Annotated in this window: 19 protein-coding genes, 3 pseudogenes and 1 riboswitch; of the genes and pseudogenes, 18 read left to right on the plus strand and 4 right to left on the minus strand. The window is 60.7% G+C overall.

All coding sequences use genetic code 11. The annotated features are described in order from the left end of the window. Nucleotides 1–152 precede the first annotated feature (152 nt). The 3 genes from hemG (at nt 153) to FYJ43_RS12495 (ending at nt 5,178) form a co-directional block, all read left to right on the plus strand. Entirely contained in the window at nt 153–1,505 is a 1,353-nt protein-coding gene (gene hemG, locus FYJ43_RS09685) for a protoporphyrinogen oxidase (RefSeq protein ID WP_229771732.1), read from the plus strand. After that, nucleotides 1,502–2,791 (plus strand): TIGR04053 family radical SAM/SPASM domain-containing protein, encoded by a 1,290-nt coding sequence (locus FYJ43_RS09690; RefSeq protein WP_154564234.1) that lies wholly within the window; start codon nt 1,502–1,504, stop codon nt 2,789–2,791. Before hemG ends, FYJ43_RS09690 begins: the two co-directional genes overlap by 4 nt. Nucleotides 2,792–3,072: 281 nt before the next feature. Then, a complete protein-coding gene (locus FYJ43_RS12495) occupies nt 3,073–5,178 on the plus strand; it encodes a bifunctional metallophosphatase/5'-nucleotidase (RefSeq protein ID WP_154564236.1) in 2,106 nt (701 codons plus the stop codon). Nucleotides 5,179–5,276: 98 nt separating this feature from the next. Here the strand turns inward: FYJ43_RS12495 and FYJ43_RS09700 are convergent, their stop codons facing one another. Together FYJ43_RS09700 and FYJ43_RS09705 are read right to left on the minus strand one after the other, a co-directional pair. Further along, the gene (locus tag FYJ43_RS09700; RefSeq protein ID WP_326833533.1) at nt 5,277–7,169 is read right to left on the minus strand and encodes an ABC transporter ATP-binding protein; all 1,893 of its coding nucleotides are present in this window, start codon (nt 7,167–7,169) and stop codon (nt 5,277–5,279) included. Further along, entirely contained in the window at nt 7,162–9,132 is a 1,971-nt protein-coding gene (locus tag FYJ43_RS09705; protein ID WP_326833534.1) for an ABC transporter ATP-binding protein, read from the minus strand. The genes FYJ43_RS09700 and FYJ43_RS09705 overlap by 8 nt, the downstream gene beginning before the upstream one ends. 138 nt (nt 9,133–9,270) lie before the next feature. On the opposite strand from FYJ43_RS09705, the gene FYJ43_RS09710 reads away from it, so the two are divergent. The 5 genes from FYJ43_RS09710 to FYJ43_RS09730 all read left to right on the plus strand — a co-directional run bounded on the left by FYJ43_RS09710 (nt 9,271) and on the right by FYJ43_RS09730 (nt 14,004). Then, nucleotides 9,271–9,792 carry a low molecular weight protein-tyrosine-phosphatase gene (locus FYJ43_RS09710; RefSeq protein ID WP_154564238.1) on the plus strand — a complete coding sequence of 174 codons (522 nt, stop codon included), beginning with the start codon at nt 9,271–9,273 and terminating at the stop codon, nt 9,790–9,792. A gap of 37 nt (nt 9,793–9,829) precedes the next feature. Beyond that, on the plus strand, nt 9,830–10,840 hold the full coding sequence (locus FYJ43_RS09715) for a type 1 glutamine amidotransferase family protein (RefSeq protein ID WP_154564240.1): 1,011 nt from the start codon (nt 9,830–9,832) through the stop codon (nt 10,838–10,840). Nucleotides 10,841–10,842: 2 nt separating this feature from the next. After that, nucleotides 10,843–11,535 (plus strand): response regulator transcription factor, encoded by a 693-nt coding sequence (locus FYJ43_RS09720; protein WP_326833557.1) that lies wholly within the window; start codon nt 10,843–10,845, stop codon nt 11,533–11,535. Nucleotides 11,536–11,585: 50 nt separating this feature from the next. After that, nucleotides 11,586–12,962, plus strand: a complete 1,377-nt coding sequence (locus FYJ43_RS09725) for a sensor histidine kinase (RefSeq protein ID WP_154564244.1) — start codon at nt 11,586–11,588, stop codon at nt 12,960–12,962. Nucleotides 12,963–13,089: 127 nt separating this feature from the next. Beyond that, on the plus strand, nt 13,090–14,004 hold the full coding sequence (locus FYJ43_RS09730; RefSeq protein WP_154564246.1) for an isoaspartyl peptidase/L-asparaginase family protein: 915 nt from the start codon (nt 13,090–13,092) through the stop codon (nt 14,002–14,004). An 8-nt stretch (nt 14,005–14,012) separates the two neighbouring features. On the opposite strand, the gene idi is transcribed toward FYJ43_RS09730, so the two are convergent. Next, nucleotides 14,013–14,606, minus strand: a complete 594-nt coding sequence (idi, locus tag FYJ43_RS09735; RefSeq protein ID WP_154564248.1) for an isopentenyl-diphosphate Delta-isomerase — start codon at nt 14,604–14,606, stop codon at nt 14,013–14,015. A 135-nt stretch (nt 14,607–14,741) separates the two neighbouring features. On the opposite strand from idi, the gene FYJ43_RS09740 reads away from it, so the two are divergent. The 3 genes from FYJ43_RS09740 to FYJ43_RS09750 all read left to right on the plus strand — a co-directional run bounded on the left by FYJ43_RS09740 (nt 14,742) and on the right by FYJ43_RS09750 (nt 17,608). After that, the gene (locus tag FYJ43_RS09740; protein ID WP_154564250.1) at nt 14,742–15,935 is read left to right on the plus strand and encodes a MarP family serine protease; all 1,194 of its coding nucleotides are present in this window, start codon (nt 14,742–14,744) and stop codon (nt 15,933–15,935) included. A 215-nt stretch (nt 15,936–16,150) separates the two neighbouring features. Then, entirely contained in the window at nt 16,151–16,438 is a 288-nt protein-coding gene (locus FYJ43_RS09745; protein WP_154564252.1) for a YciI family protein, read from the plus strand. Between the two features lie 69 nt (nt 16,439–16,507). Beyond that, entirely contained in the window at nt 16,508–17,608 is a 1,101-nt protein-coding gene (locus tag FYJ43_RS09750) for an NADH:flavin oxidoreductase/NADH oxidase (RefSeq protein ID WP_154564254.1), read from the plus strand. 66 nt (nt 17,609–17,674) lie between these two features. On the opposite strand, the gene FYJ43_RS09755 is transcribed toward FYJ43_RS09750, so the two are convergent. Beyond that, on the minus strand, nt 17,675–18,616 hold the full coding sequence (locus FYJ43_RS09755) for an alpha/beta fold hydrolase (protein WP_154564256.1): 942 nt from the start codon (nt 18,614–18,616) through the stop codon (nt 17,675–17,677). A 249-nt stretch (nt 18,617–18,865) separates the two neighbouring features. Beyond that, nucleotides 18,866–19,069: riboswitch (cobalamin riboswitch) on the plus strand. Between FYJ43_RS09755 and FYJ43_RS09760 the strand changes: the two genes are divergently transcribed. The 7 genes and pseudogenes from FYJ43_RS09760 (at nt 19,034) to ppgK (ending at nt 25,600) form a co-directional block, all read left to right on the plus strand. After that, nucleotides 19,034–19,186, plus strand: coding sequence for a hypothetical protein (locus FYJ43_RS09760; RefSeq protein WP_154564258.1), 153 nt, complete (start codon nt 19,034–19,036; stop codon nt 19,184–19,186). Its footprint overlaps the riboswitch before it by 36 nt. Continuing rightward, a complete protein-coding gene (locus FYJ43_RS09765) occupies nt 19,183–21,747 on the plus strand; it encodes a ribonucleoside-diphosphate reductase subunit alpha (protein WP_154564260.1) in 2,565 nt (854 codons plus the stop codon). The genes FYJ43_RS09760 and FYJ43_RS09765 overlap by 4 nt, the downstream gene beginning before the upstream one ends. A 34-nt stretch (nt 21,748–21,781) precedes the next feature. Then, a complete protein-coding gene (locus tag FYJ43_RS09770) occupies nt 21,782–22,768 on the plus strand; it encodes a ribonucleotide-diphosphate reductase subunit beta (RefSeq protein WP_154564262.1) in 987 nt (328 codons plus the stop codon). A gap of 126 nt (nt 22,769–22,894) precedes the next feature. Beyond that, the gene (locus FYJ43_RS09775) at nt 22,895–23,383 is read left to right on the plus strand and encodes a PH domain-containing protein (RefSeq protein WP_326833535.1); all 489 of its coding nucleotides are present in this window, start codon (nt 22,895–22,897) and stop codon (nt 23,381–23,383) included. A 239-nt stretch (nt 23,384–23,622) separates the two neighbouring features. Beyond that, nucleotides 23,623–23,841 (plus strand): annotated as a pseudogene (locus FYJ43_RS12335) (PH domain-containing protein); the annotation flags it as partial. 150 nt (nt 23,842–23,991) lie between these two features. Further along, nucleotides 23,992–24,462: pseudogene (locus tag FYJ43_RS12340) on the plus strand (PH domain-containing protein); the annotation flags it as partial. 54 nt (nt 24,463–24,516) lie between these two features. Further along, nucleotides 24,517–25,600: pseudogene (ppgK, locus tag FYJ43_RS09785) on the plus strand (polyphosphate--glucose phosphotransferase). Nucleotides 25,601–25,657: the final 57 nt, after the last annotated feature.

A 25,657-nucleotide genomic window follows, 5' to 3' on the forward strand; every position in this document is an offset into this window, starting at 1 on the left:
TCCAAACGCAACCTACGGTTCCGTAAGGAGCCACCAAGAACGAGGTTACCGTTCCGTAGGTTATCCACCATTCCTACCCCGAGCTTCGGTTGACGTCAGAACGTGCGTACCCTCAAACCGTGAACAAAACAGTGGCGGTCATCGGTGCCGGGATGACGGGTCTGACAGCCGCGCACCATCTACAAAGCCACGGCTACCGACCTGTCGTCCTCGAATCGGGGCAGGGCGTCGGCGGCCAGGTGAGGTCGCGTCGTCTTGGCTCTAACGTGGTTGAAATGGGAGCCGAGGCCGTACCCCTGCGCGCCCCCGGGGTTGCTGCGCTCGTTGAGGAACTGGGGCTGGCGGATTCCATGCGCCACCCTGCCCCTGGGCGCACGCTGCTATCGAGCCGACGCGGAGTCGTCGAGATGCCAGCCGGGGTGACTCCGGTAGGGCCCACGAAGTTCCTCCCCACTATCACGTCGCGCATCCTCTCCCCCGCCGGTCTGCTACGAGCCGGGCTCGAACCTTTCAATACTCGCCCCCACCCCGACGACGTCAGCGTCGGTCAATTCATTACCGAAAGCTTTGGCGACGAAGTGGGACGCGCCATCGTCGACCCGCTGCTGGGTGGTATCCATGCCGCTGACCTCAACACGTTCTCGCTGGCCGTAGCCGCCCCCGCCCTTGCACAAACCGTCAAGAAGGGCGACTCCATCATCGCCGGGACTCTCAAGCGCAATGCCACCGGATGGTGGTCGCGGATTCGCCATCGTTCACAGCGTTCCAATCTGCATACTCCCGCCATGGCCACATGGAGGCACGGCCTAGTGAGATTGCCGGAGGCGCTGGCCGAAACGCTCACCGTTCACACCAATACCCGTGCCACTGGCATTCGTCAGGTTGGCCACGAGTGGGTCATCGATGTCACTGGCCCACACGGCATCGGATCTGTTGCTGTTGACGAGGTCATCATCGCCACCCCGGCCAAGGTTGCGGCTGCCCTGCTCGCTATCGCGTCCCCGCCGGCGTCTGACCTGCTGCTGCGATGCGAGAGCACCACGGTTGCCACACTGGTGATGCGCACTGACCCTGTTGACCATCCGATCGCCACATCCCAGACCTGGTTTATCGGTTCGGCGTGGTCGCCCCTCGTACGCCAAGTCACCAATCTCTCGACGAAGTGGCACCTTTCTGAACCCACCTTCCGGATCACCATGGGTCGACAGGGTGGAACCCCTATCGACAACGTCTCTGACGACGACCTCGTCACCATGACCGTGGCAGAGCTGAAACGCCTCGGGCTAACTCTTACCCCCCGCGACTACGTCGTTGAGCGTCACCGTGGTGCCATGCCGCAACCGGCTCCCGGTCACCGCGAGCGCATGACCCAGCTCGCCACGATCCTCGACGGCACCGGGCTCCATGTTGGAGGTGCCGGTATCGACGGCGCCGGAGTCGGCACTGCCATCGTTGCTGGCCGCCGTCTTGCACGCCGCATCACCTCGAAGGAGGACAACTCATGACCATCACTACGCGTCCTGACCACCGAACCCAGCCTGGCACTGCGCCTGCACAACAAGGTCTCGGCGGAGGCGGCCATCCAGGAGGTCATCCAGGCCACAGCCCACTCGTCCGCGAGATCAAGCACGACCTTAATGACAAGCCCTTTATGGTCATCTGGGAGGTCACCCGTGCCTGCGCCCTAGTGTGTCAGCATTGTCGCGCGGAAGCCCAGCATCATGCCGCTCCCGGCCAGCTCACCAACGCCCAGGGCCACGACCTCATTGACCAGCTGACTAGCTATGAGAAGCCCTACCCCATGCTCGTCCTCACCGGTGGTGACTGCTTCGAACGTCCGGACCTTGTTGACCTCATCGAGTACGGCGTCAGCAAGGGCTTGCACGTGTCGATCTCGCCGTCGGTAACGCCGCTGTTTACCCGCGATCGCGTGAAGGCTGTGCAGGATGCCGGCGTTTCCGTCATGTCAATGTCCCTCGACGGCGGCTCAGCCGCTACCCACGACGCATTCCGCGGTTTCCCAGGCACTTTTGACCGCACCGTCGAGGCCTGTCACATGCTTCGCGACATGGGGATGAAGTTCCAGCTCAATACGGTCTTCACCGCCAAGAACATCCATGAAGCCCCGCAGATGCTCAAGAACGCCATCGACCTGGGGGCGTTCATGTTCTACACCTTCATGCTGGTACCCACCGGGCGCGGCGCCCAGCTCGATATGCTCTCACCCTTGGAACGCGAGGACGTCCTCTACTGGCTGCACGATAATTCCACCCGCATTGCGATTAAGACCACTGAGGCCCCTCAGTATCGACGCATTGCCTTCCAGCGCGAAGCCGTCCGTCAGGGCACAGAGCGACCGGTTCGCCACGGCGAGCTCTACGAGTGGCTCACCCGCGAGACTAACGAGCTCCTGGGCGAGACCATTGCAGATCCGCGCCCGCCGCGAACCCCGATGGCGATCAATTCCGGGTCCGGGTTCGCGTTTATCGACCACACCGGCGACGTCTACCCCTCAGGGTTCCTGCCTATTCATTGCGGGTCGATCAAGGAGAAACCCTTCCCCGAGATCTACCGAGAATCTCCCGTTTTCCGGAACCTACGAAATCCCAGCGGATTCTCTGGTAAGTGCGGCGCATGTAATTTCAACCATTTCTGCGGTGGGTCCCGTTCTACCGCGTACGCCATGACCGGTGATTACCTCGCCTCCGACCCTTCCTGCGCCTATGTGCCGCCGGGTTATGACGGCGAACTCCCCGACGGGGTCCCCGTCGAGGGGATTCCTCGGGTCTAATGGCGAGCCATCGCAGACGCCGTGATCGTCGCGGCGTCTGCACTATGACAACGTGGGCATCATTACGGCACCTGCATCATTACGGCGTCTGCCGCGTTTTGGAAACGATGTGGCACGGCCTCACGTCCGTCGCCGCGATGCGTCACGCTGATAGCCACGTTCACGTCATGGTGTCCATCGAGTGAATTCTTGATGGCGAAATTCGCCGAACCCATTGCAGGGCCGACCACGCATAAGCGAAGCTGGATGCCTGAGGTATAGGACAAGTCCAGGGAGGACCCATGAATCACCGACGCAGGGCTCACATTGCTGGCGTGTCGGTGCTATGCGTGACCGTCGGCAGCTTTGCTGTCAATCCAGCTATCGCGGCACCGAGCACCAGTGACACCCCGTCCCCGGCGGCCGCGTCGTGCAATGGGGACAAGAACGTCGACATTTTCAACTTCAACGATTTCCACGGTCGCATTGCTACCGGGGCCAACCTTTTCTCCCCGGTCGTCGAGGATCGCAATGCCAATGGAGCCGATAAGGTGTTGTTGTTGAATGCTGGCGACAACGTCGGTGGCTCAACATTCGAGTCTGGGTCTCTCAACGACGAGCCGACGATCGACATGCTCAAGGCTGCGGGAGTCGAGGCCAATACCGTCGGCAATCACGAGTTCGACAAGGGCTGGAAGGATCTAGCCGACCGCGTCGTACCGCACATCGGTACCCCCTACTTAGGTGCCAACGTCTATGAGAAGGGCACGACGACCGTAGCGGCTCCCCTCAAGGCGTCAACGGTCATCGTCAAAGATGGGGTGCGCATTGGTGTCGTCGGTGCCGTCACCCACGACCTCCCCTCCTTAGTTTCCCCCGCCGGCATCTCTAACCTCACCATTGGTGACCCAGTCAAGGCCGTCAACGCCGAAGCCAAGCGCCTCAAGAGTGAAGGCCTGGCTGACATCGTCATTGCCGAATACCATGAGGGTGCCGCCGACGGGTCCGGTGATGCTGCCAGCCAAGGCGGCAACTTCGCGCCGATCTACGCCACCACATCTAGCGACGTCGACCTCGTCTTCAACGGCCACACCCACCAGGTGTACTCGTGGAAGGACAACGCCGGCGCCCCGCTACTACAGGCCGGCTCTTACGGCCAGCATCTGGCCAAAGTGAAGGTGGCGTGGGATTCGCAGCAAAAGAAACTGTGCTCCACTGACGCCTCAATCATCGACCCGGCTAAAACTCCGGCCGACGACCCGACGATCGCCAAAATTTCCTCAATATACGACGACGCCAAGGCCAAGTCGGACAGTGTTGGCGCCACCGTCATTGGCCATGCGAGCGCCCCGATCACCACCCCGTCCAACGAGTCCGACCAAGAGTTCGGTGCTAACGTCCGCGACCGAGAATCGACGATGACCAATATGGTCGCCGACATGTTCAAGGACACCCTAGGCAAGGACGATCCGAACTTCATCGGTCTGCAAAACCCCGGCGGGACCCGCGCCTCTCTGCTCGACACCGACATCACCTACAAGCAGGCAGCCCAGGTGCTCCCCTTCGCGAATACGTTGACCACCACCAAGATCACCGGTGCCCAGTTCAAGAAAGTCCTTGAGCAGCAGTGGCAGCGTGACGAAAACGGCGAGGTCCCGTCGCGTCCGTACCTACAGCTCGGGGTGTCCTCAAACGTCACCTACACCTACGATGAGTCCCGCAAGGAGGGCGACCGCATCACCTCTGTGTGGGTGAACGGCAAGCCGATGGATCCCAACGCCACCTATACCGTTGGCTCCGGTTCCTTCCTGATCGCCGGAGGTGACAACTTCACCGAGCTTGCCAAGGGCTCCAAGCCCGTCGATAGCGGCAAGATCGACCTCTCCGCGTGGGTGGATTGGATCAAGGCCCACAAGACCCTCAAGCCCGACTTCGCCAAACGCGCTGTCTCCTTGACGACCTCGCTGCACGAGGGCATGTCGAAGGACGCCACCTTCACCCTCGGGAAGCCCGCTGCGAAGGCTGTCGCTCCCGACACTGTGGATTTCACGTCCAAGGGTGCGGTAGCCAACACAACCATGAAGGCTCAGATCGTCCAGGGCACCACAACCGTCGACGTCGCCACCGCACCGGTGAAGGATGGCTCGTCGTCGGTTACCGTCACAGTGCCAACCGATAAGGGCCTTGTCAGCGGACCCGCCACTGTGTTGTTCACTTTCCCGGATTCGGGCACCGTAGTGCGCTTCGCCGCCGTGATCTCCGTACCAACTGTTGGGAACTCAACGCCTGGTGGCGTCTCGACCCCCGGCGGCTCTGATGCCACCCGAAGTGGCGTCACCTCTGGTGTCACCGGCCCTGGTGACAGCTCACGCAGCAACAGGCCTGGACTCCCCAGCACCGGCGTGTGACGACTGCTCCCGACGTCAACACAACCCCGGCTAGCAGGCCGGGGTTGTGTCGTGTTTGAATCAGGCCAAGGCTGGGCATCCGCGGGCTCTACGCCAGCTCAGCCGAGCGACTCCAGCCATGCCTGATGTAGCTGGGCGTAGCGTCCGCCCCGAGCCTCCAATTCAGCCGGTGAACCGTCCTCCTGGATCTGCCCGTGCTCAAGCACGAGCACCCGGTCGGCGATCTCGACTGTCGACAACCGGTGCGCGATGATGATGGCGGTGCGGTCAGCCAGAATCGTTCGTAGCGCTCGTTGCACCAACCTCTCCGAGGGAATATCCAATGAGGAGGTTGCCTCGTCAAGGATGAGTACAGCTGGGTCGGCTAGAAAAGCCCGGGCAAAAGCCACCAACTGACGCTGGCCAGCCGATAGTCTCCCACCGCGCTGAGAAACATCGGTGTCGTACCCGTCCGGGAAGGCGCTAATAAACCCGTCGGCGCCCACCGCATGCGCGGCAGCCTCGACGTCCGCGCGGGTGGCGTCGGGACGACCAAACGAAATGTTGTCGGCGATGGTCCCGGCGAAGATGAAGTTTTCCTGAGTCACCATGGTGACCGCTCGCCGCAAGTCCGCGTCGGAAAGGTTACGCAGGTCGTGGCCATCCAGCCGAACTGTCCCGCGCTCCGGGTCGTGGAAACGCGAGATGAGCTTGGCGATCGTCGTCTTGCCCGCACCCGTCGTCCCCACTAAAGCAACCGTCTGGCCTGCGGGGATGTGTAGGTCGAGGTCGGACAGGACTTCACGTTCGGATGTATATCCAAACGCAACATGGTTGAAATCTACCGTGCCGTCAACGGTTCCTAAACCAACCGGCTGTTTCGGTTCAGCGACCGCCGGTTCTTGCTCCAGCACACCCGAAAGCTTCTCCAGCGCAGACGACGCTGACTGGAAAGTGTTGTAGAACTGGCCGATGTCTTTGAGGGGCTCGAAGAACTGACGCAGGTACAGCAGAAAAGCCGTCAGCACGCCGATCGTCGTCCAGCCACGCAGCGCAAAGTAACCACCGATGAGCAACATGAGGCCGACAGTGAGATTTCCAACCAGGGTGATGCCGGGCATGAAGATCGCGAAGAGCCTCATTGACCGCACGTTGATGCCACGGTAGCGGTCGGCTAGCTCAGTGAAGATCTCTTGGTTACGCGGCTCACGACGGTATGCCTGCACTGCCTTAATGCCAGTCATCGTCTCCGCGAACTGCGTAATGACCTGGGCCGACGCGTTGCGCACCTTGCGGAAGGTGCGGCTCGACTCCGACGAGAACCACTTCACCAGCAAGGCGACAAAGAACAGCGACGTCAAGCAGACGAGGCCCAAACGCCAGTCCATCACCAGCAGCATGACGCCGGTCCCGACGAGGGTGAGGACAGCCGACACGAGACCGTCGAACCCTTCTTCCATGAGCTCGGCAATAGCGTCGATGTCGCTTGTCATCCGAGAGACAACTCGCCCCGAGGTGTACGTGTCATGGAAGGTGACGTCGAGGGCTTGGAAGTGACGGAAAACCCGACGACGCAGCTCCAACAGCACATCTTGGCCAATTCGGCCCGACACCCGCAGGAAGTAAATGCGGGTCGCTACCTGAACGGCAAGCACAACGAGCATCGCCACGACGGTAGCGATGAGGTTCCTCGCCGATCCGCCATGCATGAGAGGGGGAATACCCAGGTCGATGCCACGACGAACCAGCCACGGAGATGCCAGCCGGGCGATGTTTTCGACAATGATGGCCGCCAGCAACACCCATACCACAGTCTTGTAAGGCCGAAGCAGGGACCACAGCAGGGCTCGGGAGCGAGCCTTGAGTAACCCAGCGGCTTGAGCCGAGACCTCGTTGGCCTCTTCGTTGGCGACGCCGCGCCAGTCTTGGGCGGTGGATGTATCTGCGACGCGCTTCTGGCTGGCTGTGGCAATCGCGGGAGTCTTGCCGTGCTCTACCTTGTCGTCAGGCACGATCAGCCTCCTCTCCCGAAAAATCCACAACTTCGCCCGACATTCCCTGCTCGGCGTCGTAGTCGGCGCTCAACAGCTCCCGATATTCCGGGACTGTGGCCAACAACTCGCTGTGGGTGCCAACATGGGTAATCGTCCCTTCTTCGAGTAAAGCGACGCGGTCAGCTAGCAAGACGGTGGAGGCTCGGTGGGCGACGACGATTCCCGTCACCTTGACGAGCACCCGCTTCAGCGCCGCTTCGACGAGGGCCTCGGTGTTCATGTCGAGAGCCGAGAGGGTGTCGTCGAGGACGAGAATGCGCGGATTGACGAGGACTGCCCTTGCCAGAGCCAGACGTTGACGCTGACCGCCCGACAAGCTCATCCCCTGTTCACCGATCCGGGTGTCTAGACCCCACGGCAGATCCCACACGAATCCAGCTTGGGCGACCTCGATGGCCTCGGCGATCTCGTCGTCACTGGCCTGTGGGCGACCCAACGTGAGGTTTTCGCGAACACTCATCGAAAACAGCGTGGCGTCCTCAAACGCCGTCGCGACAATGCTGCGCAGGTTTTCTACTTCGAGGTCGCGCACGTCAACCCCGTCGATGCGGATGGCACCCCCGGTGACGTCGGTCAGCCTCGGGACGAGCGCAGTCAGGGTCGTTTTGCCCGAGCCGGTACCGCCGACTAAGGCGATGGTTTCTCCTGGGGCGATGGTGAGGTTGACGTGGCGTAAGACGTCGGAGTCGGAATCGGGGTAGTGGAAGCACACGTCGTCGAAAACGAGTTCACCACGGGCGTCATCAATGTGGCGAGGACCGTCATGGATGGTCTCGGGGGCGTCAAAAATCTCGGTAATACGGTCAGCGGCCGTCATAGCGTCCTGGGTCATTGAGAGCAGAAAACCCAGCGACGAGATCGGCCAGATGAGACTCAGCATCAAGGTGATGAAGGCCACCAGGGTACCCAAGGTGAGGTGGCCGTGAGCCGCCGCGTAGGCACCGATAGCGAGCACGACGATAAGGGTGAGGGTGGGGATGGCCTCAAGGAAGGTCCAGAAGGCTGATACCAATTTCACCCTATCCAGGCTGGTTTGCCACAGCGTGGTCGATTTGTCGTCGAATCCCTGATAAACGTGCTCCGAACGCCCAAAAGCTTTGATGACACGCAGCCCATGCACTGCTTCTTCGACAGCCGAGGCGACGTCACCGGTCTGATCTTGGATGGTGCGCGAGATGGTGACGTAACGGCGTTCGTTCCACAGGCACAGCCACACGATCGGCACCGCAGAAACCAACACCACGATGCCCAGCGGCCAGTACATCCGTAGTAGCAGGATGGTGACGACGATGATTTGGAACGTGTTCATGATGATGAACAGCAGCCCGAATCCCAAGAAACGGCGGACCGTCGAAAGGTCGTTCATAATGCGGCTGAGCAACTGCCCGGACTCCCACTGAGTGTGGAATCCGAGCGGCAGACGCTGCAATTTGGCGTACATATCTAACCGGATACCCGCCTCGACGCCGAGGGTGGCTCGGGCCACCACCCACCGCCGCAAGAACATGAAAACAGCCTCGACGACTCCGACACCGATCGCAGCGCTGCCCAAAAGCCACAAGCCACGGTGGTCGGAGTGAGCAACGGGACCGTCGATGATGCGCCGCGTCAGTAAAGGAACGAGGATTCCAGCGATCGTCGAGAGGAACGCAAAAACCACCATGACGCTGAATCGACCTATATAAGGCCGCATGTATGTGCGAGCACGCCACAGGTTGACCAATCTGTTGGCGTGCTTCGAAGGCGGGGCGAGGGCTGGTTCGCGGATGAGCGCGTCGGCGTAGAGGGTGCGTACCTCGTCGCTGATGCCGACGGAAGGATCCGCTGTGGTGTTATGTGACGCTGTGATGGGCATAAATCTCCCGGTGAGTTGGCTGATGTGCTGGCCATCCCGCGAAAGCGGGGCTGCGATGTTCCTCACTCAGGAATTCATGACGTTGAGAATACTGCAGGTTGAGCCGACAGTCTGAAATTCGAGACCGGGAGCGCAAAAATACTCCAACAGCGAGCGCCCCGCCGCGGTACCCGCCCCCATCGGGCACACTGGACCCGACCGTCCATGGGAAGGAACCCCACCGTGAGCAAAGCAATCATCCCTTCGATCATCTTCGTGTGCTGGGGCAATATCTGCCGTTCACCGATGGCCGAGTACGTCGCCAAAAAGGTTTTCGCCAGCGAGGGGTTGGATGCCCACATCACCAGCGCCGGGGTCAGCGATGAAGAGCACGGCGGCCCCATGGATTCGCGAGCACAGTCGGTCTTAACAGCCCATGGCTACCCCTGCTCAGGTCACAGCGCCCACCAGATTGACGAAGCCGAAATCATGGCGGCTGATCTCGTCATCGCCGCTGAGCCCCGTCACATTCAGATGATGGAGCGGATGGCTCCCGACGCAGATAACCTGCATCTCCTTCGAGACTACGACCCTTCCTGCAACCCCGGAACCTCACTGCCTGATCCGTGGTACGGATCCGCCGACGGTTTTGAGGACACCCTCGACGCTATTGAAGCCGCGATGCCTGGAATCACCGACGCAGTGCGCTCACTATCCCGAACGGATGCTCGCTCATCGGTCCGGTAACCCGAGCCATGAGGGCAGGGCACTATAGGCTGTCCCCATGAGTTTGTTCTTGGTCGGCGGAGGGTGCGACGACTCACTGGTAGAAGTCTACGACGAGTTCGTCTCTCAAGCTCGCCATCACAATGCGAACGCTCCAGTTGCGGTGGTCGTAGCTGGTCCAGCTTCTGAGTCCAGCGACTATGCCGCAGAGCTGACGCGCATCGTCACCTCTCGGTGGGCTGACGCGAACATCCTCACGATTTTCCTCGATGGCCCCGGCACCGCCCCTACCACCGGTGACCCGGCAACGCCGCTGTGGTCTGACAACGAGTCTTTCCGCCTTCCTGACGGCCTCGACACGCTGGCGGGAATCGTCGTCGGCGGCGGTGCCGTTGCCAGCTACATCAACGGTCTCGCTCCGGCAGCCGAACAATTATCCATGTTGGTGCGCGCGGGTGCCCCGTGGCTCGGCTTCTCGGCCGGAGCAATGGCCCCAAGCGTCACGGCCTTGGCGGGCGGCTGGAAGCTACGTGGCCGTCAGGCTGGTCAACATGCCGGGGCGCAAGGACGTGACGATGTCACCTTTATGGAGGGCCTCGGACTCATCAGCCTGACTGTCACTACCCACAACGACACCCTTTCTGGCGACGGTCTGCTCATCTCGGCTATTGAGAATGGGATGGTGCCCGCTGCGGTCGCTGTTGACGAGGCCACGTGCCTACGGGTCGACGCTTCGACCGGCCATACCGACGTCATGGGACAGGGACTGGTTCGGTGGTTCACCCGCGAGGTCAACGGCATCCTGGTCCGCTCCCAGCACACTGTCACCCCAGCATCAGCTCCTCCCCCACCAAGGCTCCGTTTCGAGGGCCTGGCCAAGGTGGCCGCCGCCACCCGTGCCGCTCACGACAAAGAGGAACGTGAAAAGGCTGCCCGGCAACGCGCTGAACAAAGACGCCGCGCCCGGCAGGAAAAACCCGACACCACACGGCCTGCTGTGGCCAACGACGCGGCCCCCGACGACGCCAACCCCGCCTCGCAAACTCCTGACGAGGAGGTCAGGCTATGAGCATGCATATTCTCGTTGTCGATGACGACCGCGCGGTGCGCGAATCTCTCGCCCGATCCCTGCAATACAGTGGCTACGAGGTCGATAGCGCCGCCGACGGCGTCGAGGCTCTTGCCCACTTGTCCGGGAGCCACCCCGACGCGGTCATTATGGACGTCATGATGCCGCGTCTGGACGGCTTGGAGGCCACCCGGATGCTGCGCAGTAATGGCAATGACGTCCCCATTCTCATCCTCACCGCCCGCGACGCTGTCGGCGACCGGGTCGATGGCCTCGACGCTGGTGCCGATGACTATATGGTCAAGCCCTTCGCCCTCGACGAGCTCCTCGCGCGACTACGCGCCCTTACTCGACGTTCCCGCCCCGAGCCGGAGCCCGACGAAGCCCCCGAGCAGTTGTCCTTCGCTGACCTCACCCTTGATCCGGGTTCCCGCGAAGTCACTCGCGGGCATCGTCGCATCAGTTTGACGCGCACTGAATTCGCCCTGCTGACTGTCTTCCTTCAAAACCCGGAGAAGGTGCTGGAGCGGTCCTGGCTGCTCCACGAAGTGTGGGGATTCGACTTTCCGACTACCGCTAACTCTCTTGAGGTGTATATCGGATATTTGCGCCGCAAGACCGAACATAATGGCGAGCCCCGTCTCATCCATACCGTTCGTGGTGTTGGATACGTCCTGCGGGAAGCGAATTCGTGATCCGTCGCTGGTGGCGGAGGCTACTCGATTGGCGTCCGCGCCCTTTACGTATGACCATGGGGCGCCGGGTCAGCCTCCTGGTATCGGCGTCTGTCGTCGTCGCGGTCGCCCTCACGTCCTTGTCAGCCTGGCTTATGACACGCATTTCGCTGTACAGCGAGCTTGACGAGCAGCTCACTCGGATGGCGACCACCATTTCACCTAGTGTCGCTGCCGATCCCCAAAACCTCGGTGGTTTAGAGGCCAGTTCACTGGCAGCCACGAACACCACCCTCATCTTGGTACGCGCTGACGGTCAGGTTACGACCGCCCCTGGTGCTGAGGTCACCGTCACCACAGGCCCTCAAGAACTCGCCGTCGCCCGCACTGGGATCGGGGTTAAGGCGCACACTGTTATCGATTCCCAAGGCGTCCCGGTGCGCATCGTCGCGATCCCCTTCACCTCAGATGGCGTCCATTACGCCCTCGTCACGGGCCAAGACCTCACCGGGACCCGGGCCACCCTAGGGTCGCTGTGGATCGTTCTCGTCGGCACCGGTGTCGTGGGCATCGTGCTCACCGCCATCGCCGGGTACGTGGCAGGAAACTCTGCAACAAGCCCGTTGCGCGATCTCTCGCTGGCTGTTCACAACGTCACGACCACCGAAGACCTGACGCCCATCCGGATCCGCTCCCATGATGAGCTCGGAGACCTTGCCGTCTCGTTCAACAACATGTTGTCGTCGTTGTCGAATTCCCGAGAACGCCAAAAACAGCTCATTGCTGACGCCTCCCACGAATTGCGGACCCCGCTGACCTCGATGCGCACGAACGTCGAGTTACTCATGGCCGATCAACAAAGCCATATGCTTCCAGACGAAGCACGCGGAGAGATCCTTGACGACGTTGCCGCCCAGCTCGGTGAGTTCTCCAGTCTGATTGGTGACCTCGTCCAGCTTTCACGCGAGGACGCCCCTCCCCCGCGTCCGGAGTATTTCGACTTGTCAGATGCGGTATCTAAAGCCGTCGAGCGAGGACGCCGACGCGGCCCGAACCTGAATTTCGATGTTCATGTGGAACCCCACCTTGTCCTTGGTGACGAGGCAACCTTAGAGCGAGCTGTCACCAACCTGCTCGACAATGCGGTGAAGTTCTCCCCCGCTGGAGGCACCGTGACGGTGACGATGGAAGGCGACACTGTTGTCGTCAGCGATGAAGGGCCCGGGATAGCGGAGGCCGATCTGCCTCATATCTTCGACCGGTTCTACCGCTCTGATCGCGCCCGCAACACCCCAGGAACTGGTCTCGGCTTATCAATTGTGGCGCATACCGTCACCAGCCACCAAGGCTGGATCAAGGCGTCGCGCGCTCCCAGCGGCGGTGCCATGTTCACCATGTATTTGCCGCGGGCCGAACCTCCAGGTGAGGAATCCACGGCGTCTTCATGATCGTAGCCATGCGGGTTTTCCACAAGATGCCTGTGGAAAACCCGCGTGGCTGGGGAAAACACATCCATGTCGTTCCCACAGGTGGGGCTATCGCCGGTGGACAAGTAGCCGTCCTTACCATGGAAATATGACCAGCCACGTCGTCAACCAGCCCGGCCCTACCCTCGTCATCCACGGCGGAGCTGGAAATGTCCCATCCCGCACCGGCACGGAAGCCGAGAACTTCCGCCACTCCCTGCGTCAGGCTTTTGCCGCCGGTCAGCGAGCCCTCGACGTTAGTGCTCGCGACGCCGTCATCGCAGCCGTCATGGCCATGGAAGATGACCCACTGTTCAATGCCGGGCGGGGTGGGGCTCTTGCCGAAAACGGAACCGTCGAAGCCGACGCAGCCATCATGACTGGGGATGGGCGTGCCGGGGCGGTGTGCTGTTCGCATCACGCCCGCAACCCGATTCAGCTGGCTCTAAAAGTCCTCACCGATTCGCCTCATGTACTGCTGTGTGACCCCCCAGCGCAGGTGTGTCGGGAGTGGGGTCTTGACGTCGAGCCACCGGAATACTTCGTCACCTCAGCCCGCCGTGCTCAGTTGGAACGGGTGCTAGCTGGACGGCAACGCGCACCACGGCACGGCACCGTCGGGGCTGTCGCCCGAGATCGCCACGGCCATCTGGCGGCAGCCACCTCGACCGGCGGGATCGTCGCTTCATCAGTGGGCCGCATCGGTGATTCCCCAGTCATTGGAGCTGGCACATTCGCCCGCAACGGAGTCGTGGCAGTCTGCTGTACCGGCGACGGTGAGGCATTTTTGCAAGGAGCTGTGGCCCATGAAGTCGACGCACGCATGAGACTGGCAGGGCAACCCGTTGACCATGCCGCCCTGGGTGCGCTCACCGACGAAGTGTCATCGCGCTGTACTGACGACGCCCCGGCAACTGGCGGTCTCATCGCCGTCGATTCTTGCGGACGGCTGGTGGTGTGCCACGTCTCAGCGTCGATGCTGGCTGCGTGGCCAGACCACGGCGACGTGCTTACCTCGGTGTAACGCGATACTCAGCGCACTATCGGAAGATCGGGGCCAAACTCCAATATCTGTTCGACGGCCCACGGACTCAGCAGAGCCGGCATCGACCGGGCCAAGTCGTACATGTCCTGCCAGCCCACCCAGGTAACCTCTTCTACCTCATCAGGGTCTGGGTTGAGTTCGACGAGCTCTTCTGGCAGAGATAGCCGCGCCACAACGACCGGACAAAACTCGTCTTCAACAATGCCTCCGGCGTCGGTGGCCCGATAGGAGAAATCTGGCAGGACGACGCGCATTCGACGCGGATCAAGGTCGAGCCCAAGCTCCTGATGGGTGCGACGCACGGCGGCGTCAATCGTCGTCTCCCCCAAGCGCGGATGTCCGCAACAGGTATTGGTCCACACCCCCGGCCAGGCCACCTTTGTCAGGGCGCGACGGGTCAGAAGCACTCGGCCTCCGACGTCAAGAACATGACACGAGAAGGCGAGGTGCCTCGGGGTGTTCTGGCTGTGGACAGTGGCCCGGGGGGCAGTTCCGATGTGGTTGCCGTTGTCGTCGAGCAGGATGACGAGATCATCGTGGCCGGAACCCGCGCTCGTGTCTTCTGCCTCGCCATGACTCATAATGTCAAGTTACCAATAACCGCAAGTTCAGCGAAGTCAAATGCACTCAGGCTTGCCACCATTGGCTTAACGCCGCCTCACAGGCACCATGAGGAGCATGTGTCATTTCGTCCATCCACCTCTGACGGGAGAGCCATGACGCACACCCTCGACATCATCTTCGCGGTAATTCTCATCTTGCGCGCCCTACACGGATGGAGACGGGGTGCGATTGCCGGGGTCGCCAGCCTGCTCGGTTTAATCGGCGGAGTCTGGGTGGGGCTGTGGACATCGGGAGAAATCGTTCCCCGGGTGGCTCGCGGATCATCGTCGTGGTTTGTGACCGGACTGCTGCGCATTAGTGTCGTCCTCGTCGTCGCCGAGATCATCCATGGTTTGTGTGTTGGATTCGCCGGCCAGATGCGCCAGACCTCCGATGAAGCTGGAATGGGGGTCCTCGATCGGCTTGGCGGCATGGTGTTGTCCGCTGCCGCTACCGCCCTAGTCGTCGCGGTAGGGGCATCAGCCTTGGCCCCTATATTGCCTCCCCGCTGGACCCAAGCTATCGACGAGTCAGCAATCATTGGCACCACCAACCGCGCAATTCCGCCACAGGTCACTCACGGCGCAGCGCGACTTGTCGGACAGGTGGCCGATACCTTTCCGAAGGTCTTTACTGGCACGGACCCCGGTCTACCCAGTGACGTTCCCGACGACTCCGCCACCAGTGGCTCTGGGACCCAGCAGGCTGCCAGATCCATCGTCAAGGTGAGGTCGCTGGCTCGCCAATGTGATCGAGCCTCGGAGGGCACCGGATGGGTGAGTTCCCCACACCGTGTGGTGACAAACGCCCATGTTGTCGCCGGGTCTGACGAAGTGACGGTGCAGGTGGGTGGCGACGGACCCCGCCTGCCCGCGAGGGTCGTCGTCTACGACCCCGATCTCGACCTAGCTGTGCTCGCTGTGCCCACACTCCGAGCCCCCGCCCTGACAATGGCCTCATCGGTACGCACTGGTGAATCGACCGTCATCGCCGGATTTCCCCTCGATGGGCCGTACACCGTTGGAGCTGCGCGAGTGCGTGGGGTGATGACTGCTCGCGGCGAGAACATCTATGGCGACAAAGTCGTCGTTCGCGAGATTCTGTCTTTGCGCGGTACCGTGCAGCCGGGCAACTCTGGCGGCCCGCTGCTGACCACTGACGGAAAAGTGGCAGGCACGATCTTCGCCCGATCCACATCGCAGCTGCAAACCGGGTATGCCCTCACCAATCGAGAAACGCGTCAGCTCATAACATCGGGCAGCTATGATTCCACGGTAGCGTCAACGGGACGGTGCAGTGTCGGCTGAGTTCGAAAAACCTTGGCCACCCAACCAACCAGAATGCCCCGTGACGTCGCGCACGCTTGGCCCACCAACCGCCCCAAATCATAGTTGACAAGGCCTTTTCATTGGTGTGGCAATCCGGTTCGAACCGGCCCTACTTGCAACGTAGGGTGGCATGCCAACCTGTGGGGAACATCATGGCCACCACACGCTCCCGGGACGCGATTAGGATGCCCTGCATGGCTGTTTTCATTGTCGAAACCCATTACGATCCCACCCATTCCGCCGAGCGCATGGCTGCACGCCCTGCCCATCTCGAAAACCTCGACGTCATGCGAGAGCGTGGCCAACTGGTTAACGCCGGCCCGTTAGCCGACGGCAGCGGTGCAGTGCTCATCTACACCGTGCCTGACCGTGACGTCCTCGATCGCTTATTGGAGGCTGATCCCTACCCCAAGACGGCTGTTCGCGTGGCTTCCGTGCGTGAGTGGAAGCCGAATTACCACCACCATGACCACCAGTTCTGAAGCCCGGCTTACCGACTCATAGCCTGACGGTTGCAGGTGAGGGGTTGACCAGCGTGGTGTCATGGAGCCATGACGTCACCTCTGCTTTTCCAACCCCTCACCCTTCGTGGATTGACGGTTCGCAACCGTGCCTGGCTACCGCCGATGTGCCAGTACGCAGTGGATTCTCACGACGGGATTCCCGGCACCTGGCACCTCGTCCATTACGGTTCCTTCGCTGCCAGCGGTTTCGGCCTCATCGTGGCCGAGGCCACGGCGGTGAGCCCAGAAGGTCGCATCAGCCCTTGTGACACCGGATTGTGGAATGACGACCAGGTGGCCGCCTGGCGCACCGTCACGGACGCTGTCCACGAGCTAGGTGGCAAGATCGCTGTCCAGCTAGGCCACGCGGGTCGAAAAGCCTCCACACAGAAATGGTGGCCAGGTTTCCATGGCGAGGTCATTCCTCCCGAGCGGGGCGGTTGGATTCCCGTCGGTCCGACTACTGAACCCGCTGACGGTCAGCAATACGCCGGATTACCCGTCACCGCCCTTGCCGAGGACGGTATCTCCAAGGTTATTGACGATTTTCGGGCTGCGGCGTCGCGAGCCGTGGCCGCAGGATTCGATGCCGTGGAGATCCATAGCGCCCACGGCTACTTACTGCATCAGTTCTACTCGCCGCTATCGAATACCCGTACCGACGACTGGGGAGGCGACTACGATCGACGGGTTCGTTTGCCGCTGGCGGTAGCCGAGGCGGTACGCGGAGCCATCCCTGACGACATGCCTCTACTGGCCCGCCTCTCGGTCACTGACTGGCGCGACGATGGTTGGAGCGTCACAGACTCAATTGAGTTGTCGCGCCGTTTCGCGTCGGTCGGCGTGGACCTGATCGACGCCTCCTCCGGCGGGAATTCGTCAGCCCCCATCCCGGTGGCCCCGGCGTACCAAGCTGACTTAGCAGCTCGCGTGCGCGCCGAAGCTGGCATTCCCACCGCCACTGTCGGGATGATCTGGACCGGGGAGCTAGCCGAGGAACTGCTGACGAAGGGATGTGCCGACGCCATCATGGTTGGTCGGGCGGCCCTGCGTGACACCAACTGGCCGCTACGTGCCGCCCACGAACTCGGCGTGCCTAACGAGGATGCCCCGTGGCACCCGGCGAGGTTCCGTGGTGCCTGGCGGTGACGGTCGGCGTCGCCCACCGCAGCTGAAAAGAGCCCGGGCTGTTGAGCCCGGGCCCAGTTCGCATCGTCAGCCGATGCAGTGCTCCACAAAGGTGACCAATTCCTGCTCAACGAAAGCGCGCGACTCCGGTTCGTTGTGCACTTCGTGACGCATACCCGCAATAATGAGAGAGCGCACATCGTGCAGGCCAGCATGATGCAGGTCGTTGGCGACATGCAACGCGCCCTCACCATAGTGGCTGACCGGGTCCTCCGAACCGGACAAGATGAGCACCGGAAGGTCTTTGTGCAGTGGTGTGATCCACGACGGATCATTGGTGCGCAGATACGACTCAAGAAAGGCCTTAAAGAACCGCAGGGTCATGGGGGCCCCGAAATTATTGAACGGGTCTGTCGCATGGTCCTGGCACACGCCCGGATCGCAGGCAACCCACTCGTTGGCGGCCTGTGGGTTGGGGATGCGCTCGAAGAAGCTGCCGAACAAGCGATTCACGAGGTCGTCGGGAGCGATGGACTGATCTCCGTGTTCTGCAATGGCTTTATTGACAGCAGCCAGCATGTCGGGGTCATCACAGGATGGGATTTGTGCTGCCACACCACACAGCGCGAGTCCGGCGAGTGGATCGGGCCTGGCGCTCGCGACGTCGCGGGCAATAATCGACCCCCACGAGTGTCCGAATACCACGTAGGGCAGGCCGGGGAACCGCTGTGAGACGACCTCGGCAAGCTGAAGCTCGTCGTCGCGCACGACAATGTCACCATTATCGCCAGCGTCCTGCCATACCCCCGATAGGGCCGCAGTGCGCCCGTGGCCGGCATGATCAGTTGCGGCGACGATGAATCCGGCGTCCAAGAACGCATTAATGAGATGAATGTAGCGACGGGAATGCTCACCCAATCCATGGATGAGGTGGACGACCGCGCGCGGCGTCGTTGCCGGGGTATAAATCCACGCCTGGATCTCGTCACGATCGTTTCGCGAGGCAAAAGGAGTTTCGATGAGCGCCATGGCGGCCTCCTAATCATGCACAACATTGTCGGACGGGGAACGCTGACGCGTCATTGTCAGTCGGCCCGTACCTAGTGAGGCTATTCGCTCATACCGCTGATGCCCACCGGTGCGCAAAAGCGTGCACGCCACGTCATAGACAATGGTTATTGGTGCGCGTGGAGCTCCGCCGACGCACCCATACGGCCTTCCTAACCGGCATATGTGCGTGACCTCGGTGCGAGCTTCCATGATCTGGTGACGTCGATATACACTGACGATGCACGTGGTTCCTGACCTCCAGGGGTCAGGCCAAGAGGGAATCCGGTGCGAATCCGGAGCTGCCCCGCAGCGGTATGCGAGAACGACCGCCGTCATGACGCACTGTGCTTCGGCATGGGAAGCGACGGCCAGTAGGTGTCCGACGAGGACGAGCTCGTGAGTCCGAAGACCTGCCAGGTGTGGTCCCGCGACCGCGGGGCCCGGTTCGCGATCTCGCGGGAAGTATCGCAGCGTTCAGTGGGGACTGTTGCCCCTGCCGCATTCCGCCAGGTCGCGTGCCTACGGCATCGCACGGAGGAATTGCAATGAGCGCCGACCCCATCTCTACTATCCGCGTCCGTAAGCGCGACGGTTCCTTGGCTCCCTACGACGGCAACGAAGTCGCCGCCTCCATCATCGACTCAGCCCGTGGGCTCGATGACGCCGTCGCTCGGGCAACCCTGCTGCAAGCAGAGGTGGAGATCACTCTTTTCGACGGCATAGCCACCGACGCCCTCGACGAAGCTGTCATTCAGGTAGCTTTGGGTAACGCGAAGGACGATCCGGCGTTTGACACCATTGCCAGCCGGATTGCCGTCAAGAAACTCTACAAAGAGGTCTTCGGCAATACCCATGACGATCTGGGTGACGTCGATCCGGAACGTGTGCGCGACCTGCACCGCAACTATTTCCCGCGCACAATTGACAGGCTGGTCGCCGGTGGTCACCTTGACGAGCGGCTGGGGCGCATGTTCGACCTCGACGCCCTTGCCGCCGCCCTCGACCCCGCCCGCGACGACCTCATCGGGTTCACCGGCGTACGCACCATGGTTAACCGTTATCTCCTGCGCACACCCGATATGCGGGCATTAGAGGTGCCGCAGTATTTCTGGATGCGTGTGGCAATGGGCTTGAGCCTGACCGAGGATGACCCCACGTCGTCGGCGCTAACCCTCTATGACTCTATGAGTAATTTGCGTCACCTGGCGGCGGGATCCACTCTCGTCAATGCGGGCACACCATCGGGACAACTGTCGAACTGCTTTGTCATGCGCACCGAGGACGATATAGAGCACATCGCCCAGACAATCCGGGATGTCATGTGGATCACCAAGGGTACCGGCGGCATCGGCTTGTCGATGTCGGACCTGCGCTGCGAAGGCTCCCCCATCCGCTCGAACAACACCACATCTACCGGGCCGATCCCCTTCATGCACACCATCGACTCCACGTTGCGTGCGGTTTCTCGAGGTGGCAAGAAACTCGGTGCTCTGTGTTTCTACCTGGAAAACTGGCATCTGGATTTCCCGCAATTCCTTGATCTGCGGCAAAACTCTGGTGACCCGTACCGACGCACCCGCACTGCCGACACAGCGGTATGGATCTCCGATGAGTTCATGAAGCGAGTCGCTAAAGACGAAGACTGGTACCTTTTCGATCCTGCCGAAACCCCGGACCTCACCGAGCTCACCGGATCGGACTTCTCCAAGCGTTACGCCCAGTATGTTGAACAAGCAGAGGCGGGCAAGATCAAGCGTTTTCGGCGCACGACTGCCCGGGAACAGTTCCGAGCTATCCTCGTCAGCCTTCAGACGACGTCGCACCCGTGGCTGACGTGGAAAGATAGCGTCAATACCCGGGCGTTAAACACCAACACCGGGACGATCCACTCGTCAAACCTGTGTACCGAAATCTGCTTGCCCCAGGACCGCGACCACACCTCGGTGTGCAACCTCGCATCGGTGAACTTGGCGGCCCACCTCGTCGGCCCGCGCGGCAAGCGCCGTCTGGACTGGGGACAATTGGCGGCTACGACGCGTCTGGCGGTGCGTCACCTCGACAACCTCGTCGACATCACCGCCTCTGGCGTGCCACAAGCTCAACGCTCCAACGATGAGAACCGCGCAATCGGTCTAGGGGTTATGGGCCTAACGGACATGCTGGAGCAGATCCGAGTGCCCTACGACTCCCCAGAAGCTTGCGAGATCGTCGACCGGGTCATTGAGTTCATCAGCTGGCATGCCATCGACACCTCCGCCGACTTAGCCACTGAGCGTGGGGTTTACCCGAAATTTGAAGGGTCGGGGTGGTCACGCGGGATGGTTCCAATAGACACGTTGTCGGCTCTTGAACATGACCGTGGCATCCCCGTTGACGTCGACCGGACGACGCGGATGGACTGGGATGCGCTGCGAGCCAAGGTACTGGCAGGTATGCGCAATGCCACGGTGATGGCTATCGCCCCGACGGCGTCAATCGGGCTCATCGCAGGCACGACTCCCGGCCTCGATCCGCAGTTTTCCCAGATGTTTTCCCGAGCCACCTCAGCCGGGAAATTCCTCGAAGTTAATCGCAATCTCGTCGCCGACCTCAAGGAATTAGGATTGTGGGAATCGGTGCGTGAAGAATTACTGCGCCGCCAGGGTGATCCCAGTGAGATCGAGGGCATTCCGGCATCTTTGCGACGCCTCTACCGCACCTCTTTCACGCTGGACCCAATTGCCTATCTCAACGTAGCTGCCCGGGCGCAAAAATGGGTCGACCAGGCCATTAGCCGCAATATCTATTTGGCCTCAAGGTCGGTCAGCGATATGGAGGATCTATACACCGCGGCGTGGCGAATGGGCGTCAAGACGACGTACTACCTGCATATGCTGCCTCGCCATACTGCTGAGCAGTCGACGGTGGCCGTCAACAAGGCCGCTGGACATCGCAGTGGCCCGCGTCGCGGATTCGCTACCGCAGTGCGCCGGTCGTCACGCACTGCACAGATCCAGAAAGAGGTCACCGAGGAGCTCGATGGTTTTGAGCCAGTCTCCCTCGATCTCATCGACGGCACCGCGTGCCCTGTCGACCCGCAAGAGCGTCAGCAGTGCGAATCCTGTCAGTGACCATCTCTACCGCCCGCTGAAAGAGAGACCACCTATGATTCTTGGCTCTGGAATTCAAGAGGGGTTACTACTCAAGCCCGTCACTTACCCCTGGGCCTATGACCTTTACAACCAGGCTGTGGCGAACACATGGTTCCCTAACGAGATCCAGCTTGATGAGGACCTCGCTGATTTCGCACGGATGACCCCGGACGAGCACCATGCTCTGACTCACCTCATGAGCTACTTCAACCCCAATGAATTGCTTGTCAACAAGGCCCTAGCCTTCGGCGTCTATCCCTACGTCAACGCTGCGGAATGTCATTTATACTTGGCCAAGCAAATGTGGGAGGAAGCAAACCACTGCATGGCTTTCGAGTACGTCCTTGAGACGTTCCCGATTGACCGTGACGAGGCCTACCGATCCCACGTTCACGTCCATTCCATGGCCCGCAAAGAGGCATTCGAAGTCGCGTTTATTAGGCGGATGACCGAGCAAACTCTCGACATCACAACCGTGGCGGGTAAGCAAGATTTCGTGCGCAACCTGGTTGCGTACAACATCATCCTCGAGGGGATTTGGTTCTACTCCGGGTTCATGGTCGCATTGTCGTTCCGTCAGCGGAATCTACTTCGTAACTTTGGTTCCCTCATAGACTGGGTCGTCCGTGACGAATCCTTACATTTGAAATTTGGGATGAATCTCATCTTAACGGTGCTCGAAGAAAACCCCGAGATCGCCACTGACGAGTTCGCAGTAGAAATCCACGACATGATCGTGACAGGGGTCGAGATGGAGGCGCAGTATAATCACGACATGCTTCCTCGGGGCATCCTCGGGATGAACGCTGATTACGTTAATGACTACGTCAAATACCTGGCAGATCGTCGTCTCGAAGAGCTCGGGTTCGAGCCGGAATACCATGCCTCTAACCCCGCTAAGTGGATGGCTACAGCCAATGACACTCTGCAACTTGTGAATTTCTTCGAGGCTACCAATACCTCATATGAGGTCAATGCCCACGCCACCGGTAATCGGTAAAGCACACGATTCGAACGATAGCCGTGGCGTGAAGGAAACGTGCAGGGAGTCGCCACACCATGCACGTTCATGTCGGCCCCAAAAGTACTTTTGGGGCCGACATCGTCCGCTGTTAGAGTCATTGCCGTGGACGAGCTCTTTACCCCTCCCGGAGGCGAGTGGCATCCAGTCTCCAAGAACTATGTGACCATCAAGCGGCTCATGGTCTTGTTGACCTGGGGCGTCCTGACAGTCGTTATCGGCATTGCGCTGGGATTCTTCGTCACGTGGTGGGTAGGCATCCTCGCCGCTATAGTCGGCGTGGCCTTCACTGGATGGAGGTGCTCCCGGATGCCCGCCGTGGTAGCCGCGATGGGGTGGTGCGAGCGTGGGAGCGATCTGTGCATTCGTTCCGGACCGTGGTTCCGTAAGATGGTGATCGTCCCCTACGGTCGCATGCAAGCGGTGGAAGTCAATGCCGGCCCCGTCGACCGGCATTGGGCGGTGGCGTCAGTTCAACTCGTCACTGCTGCCACAGCCACGAGTGCCTCTATTGATGGACTACCGGTCGAAGAAGCCCGCGCACTGCGCGACCGCATTACCGACATGGCTGGGGACAAGGACGCCGCGCTATGACCGAGGACAACGTCAGCGAAGCGCGGGATGCCGAGGAGGTTGTCGATCAGCGGCCCCACTGGGCGACTCCCCTGGTACGGGGTTGGATGATTATTGCCGCCGCGACAGTCGTTGTGTTGCGAGAGATACTCGGGAATACCAGCAACATCCGCTCGATGTCGTTTCGCGATCTTGGGATTGCAGGCGGTATCGTCGTTGTAGTCGCCATTATACAAATCGTCTTTGGAACCTTTGTCTGGATGACTACCAGGTTCCGAATTGACGACAACGAAATCTGCATTGAACACCGGTTCATTACCCACGAGTCTGATCGGTTATCCTTGTCAAAAATCCAGGGTATTGACGTCATCCAACCCTTTGCCGCAAGGATTGTTGGTTTAGCACGTCTAAGTATTGATGTCGGGGCATCTGATTCCAAGAAGCTCGAGTTCCTCAAGCGTCGTGACGCCTACGAACTGCGCGACCTACTCATCTCACGTGCCCACCGCGAGGCAACGGAGCACCTCACAGGAGACGGGATTGGATCCCAGTGGTGGGATCGACGATCCGACGACCAAGAAATCGTAAGCATCACGGCAAGCCGTGCTCTCATAGCAGGATTCTTGTCAATGACTTTTGTCATTCAAGCAGCCCTTTTCATCGCCTCGATTGTTTTAAGCATCGCTGCAGATCAGCCCCTTGGCATAGCCGCCATTCTTGCGGTGCTTGTCAGTATCGTCGGCGTGGTCTGGAAGCAGCTGGACACGGCATGGAAATTCGCTCTCTTGCGCTCACCGGGAACGCTCAAAGCGGTCCATGGTCTCACCAGCCTGACGACGCGCACGGTTCCGGTACGCCGCGTGCAGGCGATTCAGGTATCGCAGCCATTGTTGTGGCGCCCGTTTGGGATGTCCCGCGTCACGATGACGGTGCTCGGTGGAGCCAGCCTGTCCGACGTCGAGCAGTCTGAGGTGCTCTTGCCGATCGGAAACGATGCGCAAGTGCGCACTGCTCTTGACGCACTATGGCCGGGATTTCGACTCGACGCAGTGCCCCTCCATCCGATTCCACGACGAGCGCGGTGGTTTCGGTGGTTTGACCGAAAGATCATTGGTTGGGGATTCAATGAGGAGGTCGTCGTGACGCGCCGGGGTCTGTTCACTCGCAGGCACAGCGTCGTTCCCCATGCTCGCTCACAGTCCGTAGGCCTGTCTCAGGGACCGTTACAGCGCACGCTCGGGTTAGCTGATGTCGACGTACACATTTCACCTGGTCCGGTGAGGGTCAGCTGTCCGCATCTCGACGCGATGGATGCCCGGGCTTTCGCCGTCGCCCAGATGGACCGCACCCGTGCCGCCCGCACCCGGGAACTATCCAATCAACCTCCCCTAGACCAGCCTTCACCCGTTACGCTTGTCGACCATGAGCAAGGTGCTGGGAATTGACGTTGGCGGTTCCGGGATCAAGGGAGCCCCGGTTGACCTCGAAGTCGGTGACTTCGCTGAACCACGGCTCCGCATCCCCACTCCTGAAAAATCGTCCCCCAAGAACGTCGTCACCGTGTTGCGTGAGATCGTCGACAACTTTGCCCCCACCATCGGTGACGGGCCCGTCGGCATCTCCTTTCCTGCTCCGGCGCGCCACGGCGTCATCCCTTTCATCGCGAACCTCGATCAGGGTTGGGCCGGTCTGCACGCTGAGGAATACATCAGTGATGCTCTCGGTCGACCGGTGACCGTCCTCAATGACGCCGACGCCGCGGGTTTAGGCGAGGTCCATTACGGGGCTGCGAGGGGCGTGCCGGGGGTCGTCATTCTTACCACGTTGGGCACCGGCATCGGCTCAGCCGTCATTAACAATGGCATCTTGCTGCCGAACACCGAGCTCGGCCACCTCGAAATTGACGGTCACGATGCCGAAACTCGCGCTGCGTCGTCAGTCAAAGACCGCAAACACATGTCCTATCGGGATTGGGCTACCAAGCGTCTCCAGCGCTACTACGAGGTCGTCGAAATGCTCTTTTCCCCCGACCTCTTTGTCGTTGGTGGGGGCGTCTCTAAAGATCATTCAAAGTTCTTCAAGTACCTCACGCTGGAGACGCCGATCGTCCCAGCGAAGCTGCTCAATCGCGCCGGCATTATCGGTGCAGCCTGGCAGGCCCAGTGGCGTCTAGAACATCCTGACGCCACTGAGGAACAGGTTGTCACGGCTGCCAAGAAGGCAAAGAACGCCGACTGACGGCACATGAGCATCGTGGTGATCGCCTGTCCGAGCCGACGGGCGATCACGACTTTT

Source organism: Cutibacterium porci, from assembly GCF_009696315.1.
Classification (GTDB): domain Bacteria; phylum Actinomycetota; class Actinomycetes; order Propionibacteriales; family Propionibacteriaceae; genus Cutibacterium; species Cutibacterium porci.

Bases quoted from the DNA above. Each gene is read 5' to 3' on its own strand.
- FYJ43_RS09710 (WP_154564238.1), top strand. From the start codon at position 9,271: ATGGGAAGGAACCCCACCGTGAGCAAAGCAATCATCCCTTCGATCATC.
- FYJ43_RS09755 (WP_154564256.1), bottom strand. From the start codon at position 18,616: ATGGCGCTCATCGAAACTCCTTTTGCCTCGCGAAACGATCGTGACGAG.
- FYJ43_RS09690 (WP_154564234.1), top strand. From the start codon at position 1,502: ATGACCATCACTACGCGTCCTGACCACCGAACCCAGCCTGGCACTGCG.
- FYJ43_RS09765 (WP_154564260.1), top strand. From the start codon at position 19,183: ATGAGCGCCGACCCCATCTCTACTATCCGCGTCCGTAAGCGCGACGGT.
- idi (WP_154564248.1), bottom strand. From the start codon at position 14,606: ATGAGTCATGGCGAGGCAGAAGACACGAGCGCGGGTTCCGGCCACGAT.
- FYJ43_RS09740 (WP_154564250.1), top strand. From the start codon at position 14,742: ATGACGCACACCCTCGACATCATCTTCGCGGTAATTCTCATCTTGCGC.
- FYJ43_RS09725 (WP_154564244.1), top strand. From the start codon at position 11,586: ATGACCATGGGGCGCCGGGTCAGCCTCCTGGTATCGGCGTCTGTCGTC.
- FYJ43_RS09745 (WP_154564252.1), top strand. From the start codon at position 16,151: ATGGCTGTTTTCATTGTCGAAACCCATTACGATCCCACCCATTCCGCC.
- FYJ43_RS09730 (WP_154564246.1), top strand. From the start codon at position 13,090: ATGACCAGCCACGTCGTCAACCAGCCCGGCCCTACCCTCGTCATCCAC.
- FYJ43_RS09715 (WP_154564240.1), top strand. From the start codon at position 9,830: ATGAGTTTGTTCTTGGTCGGCGGAGGGTGCGACGACTCACTGGTAGAA.
- FYJ43_RS09770 (WP_154564262.1), top strand. From the start codon at position 21,782: ATGATTCTTGGCTCTGGAATTCAAGAGGGGTTACTACTCAAGCCCGTC.
- FYJ43_RS12495 (WP_154564236.1), top strand. From the start codon at position 3,073: ATGAATCACCGACGCAGGGCTCACATTGCTGGCGTGTCGGTGCTATGC.
- FYJ43_RS09750 (WP_154564254.1), top strand. From the start codon at position 16,508: ATGACGTCACCTCTGCTTTTCCAACCCCTCACCCTTCGTGGATTGACG.
- hemG (WP_229771732.1), top strand. From the start codon at position 153: ATGACGGGTCTGACAGCCGCGCACCATCTACAAAGCCACGGCTACCGA.
- FYJ43_RS09720 (WP_326833557.1), top strand. From the start codon at position 10,843: ATGCATATTCTCGTTGTCGATGACGACCGCGCGGTGCGCGAATCTCTC.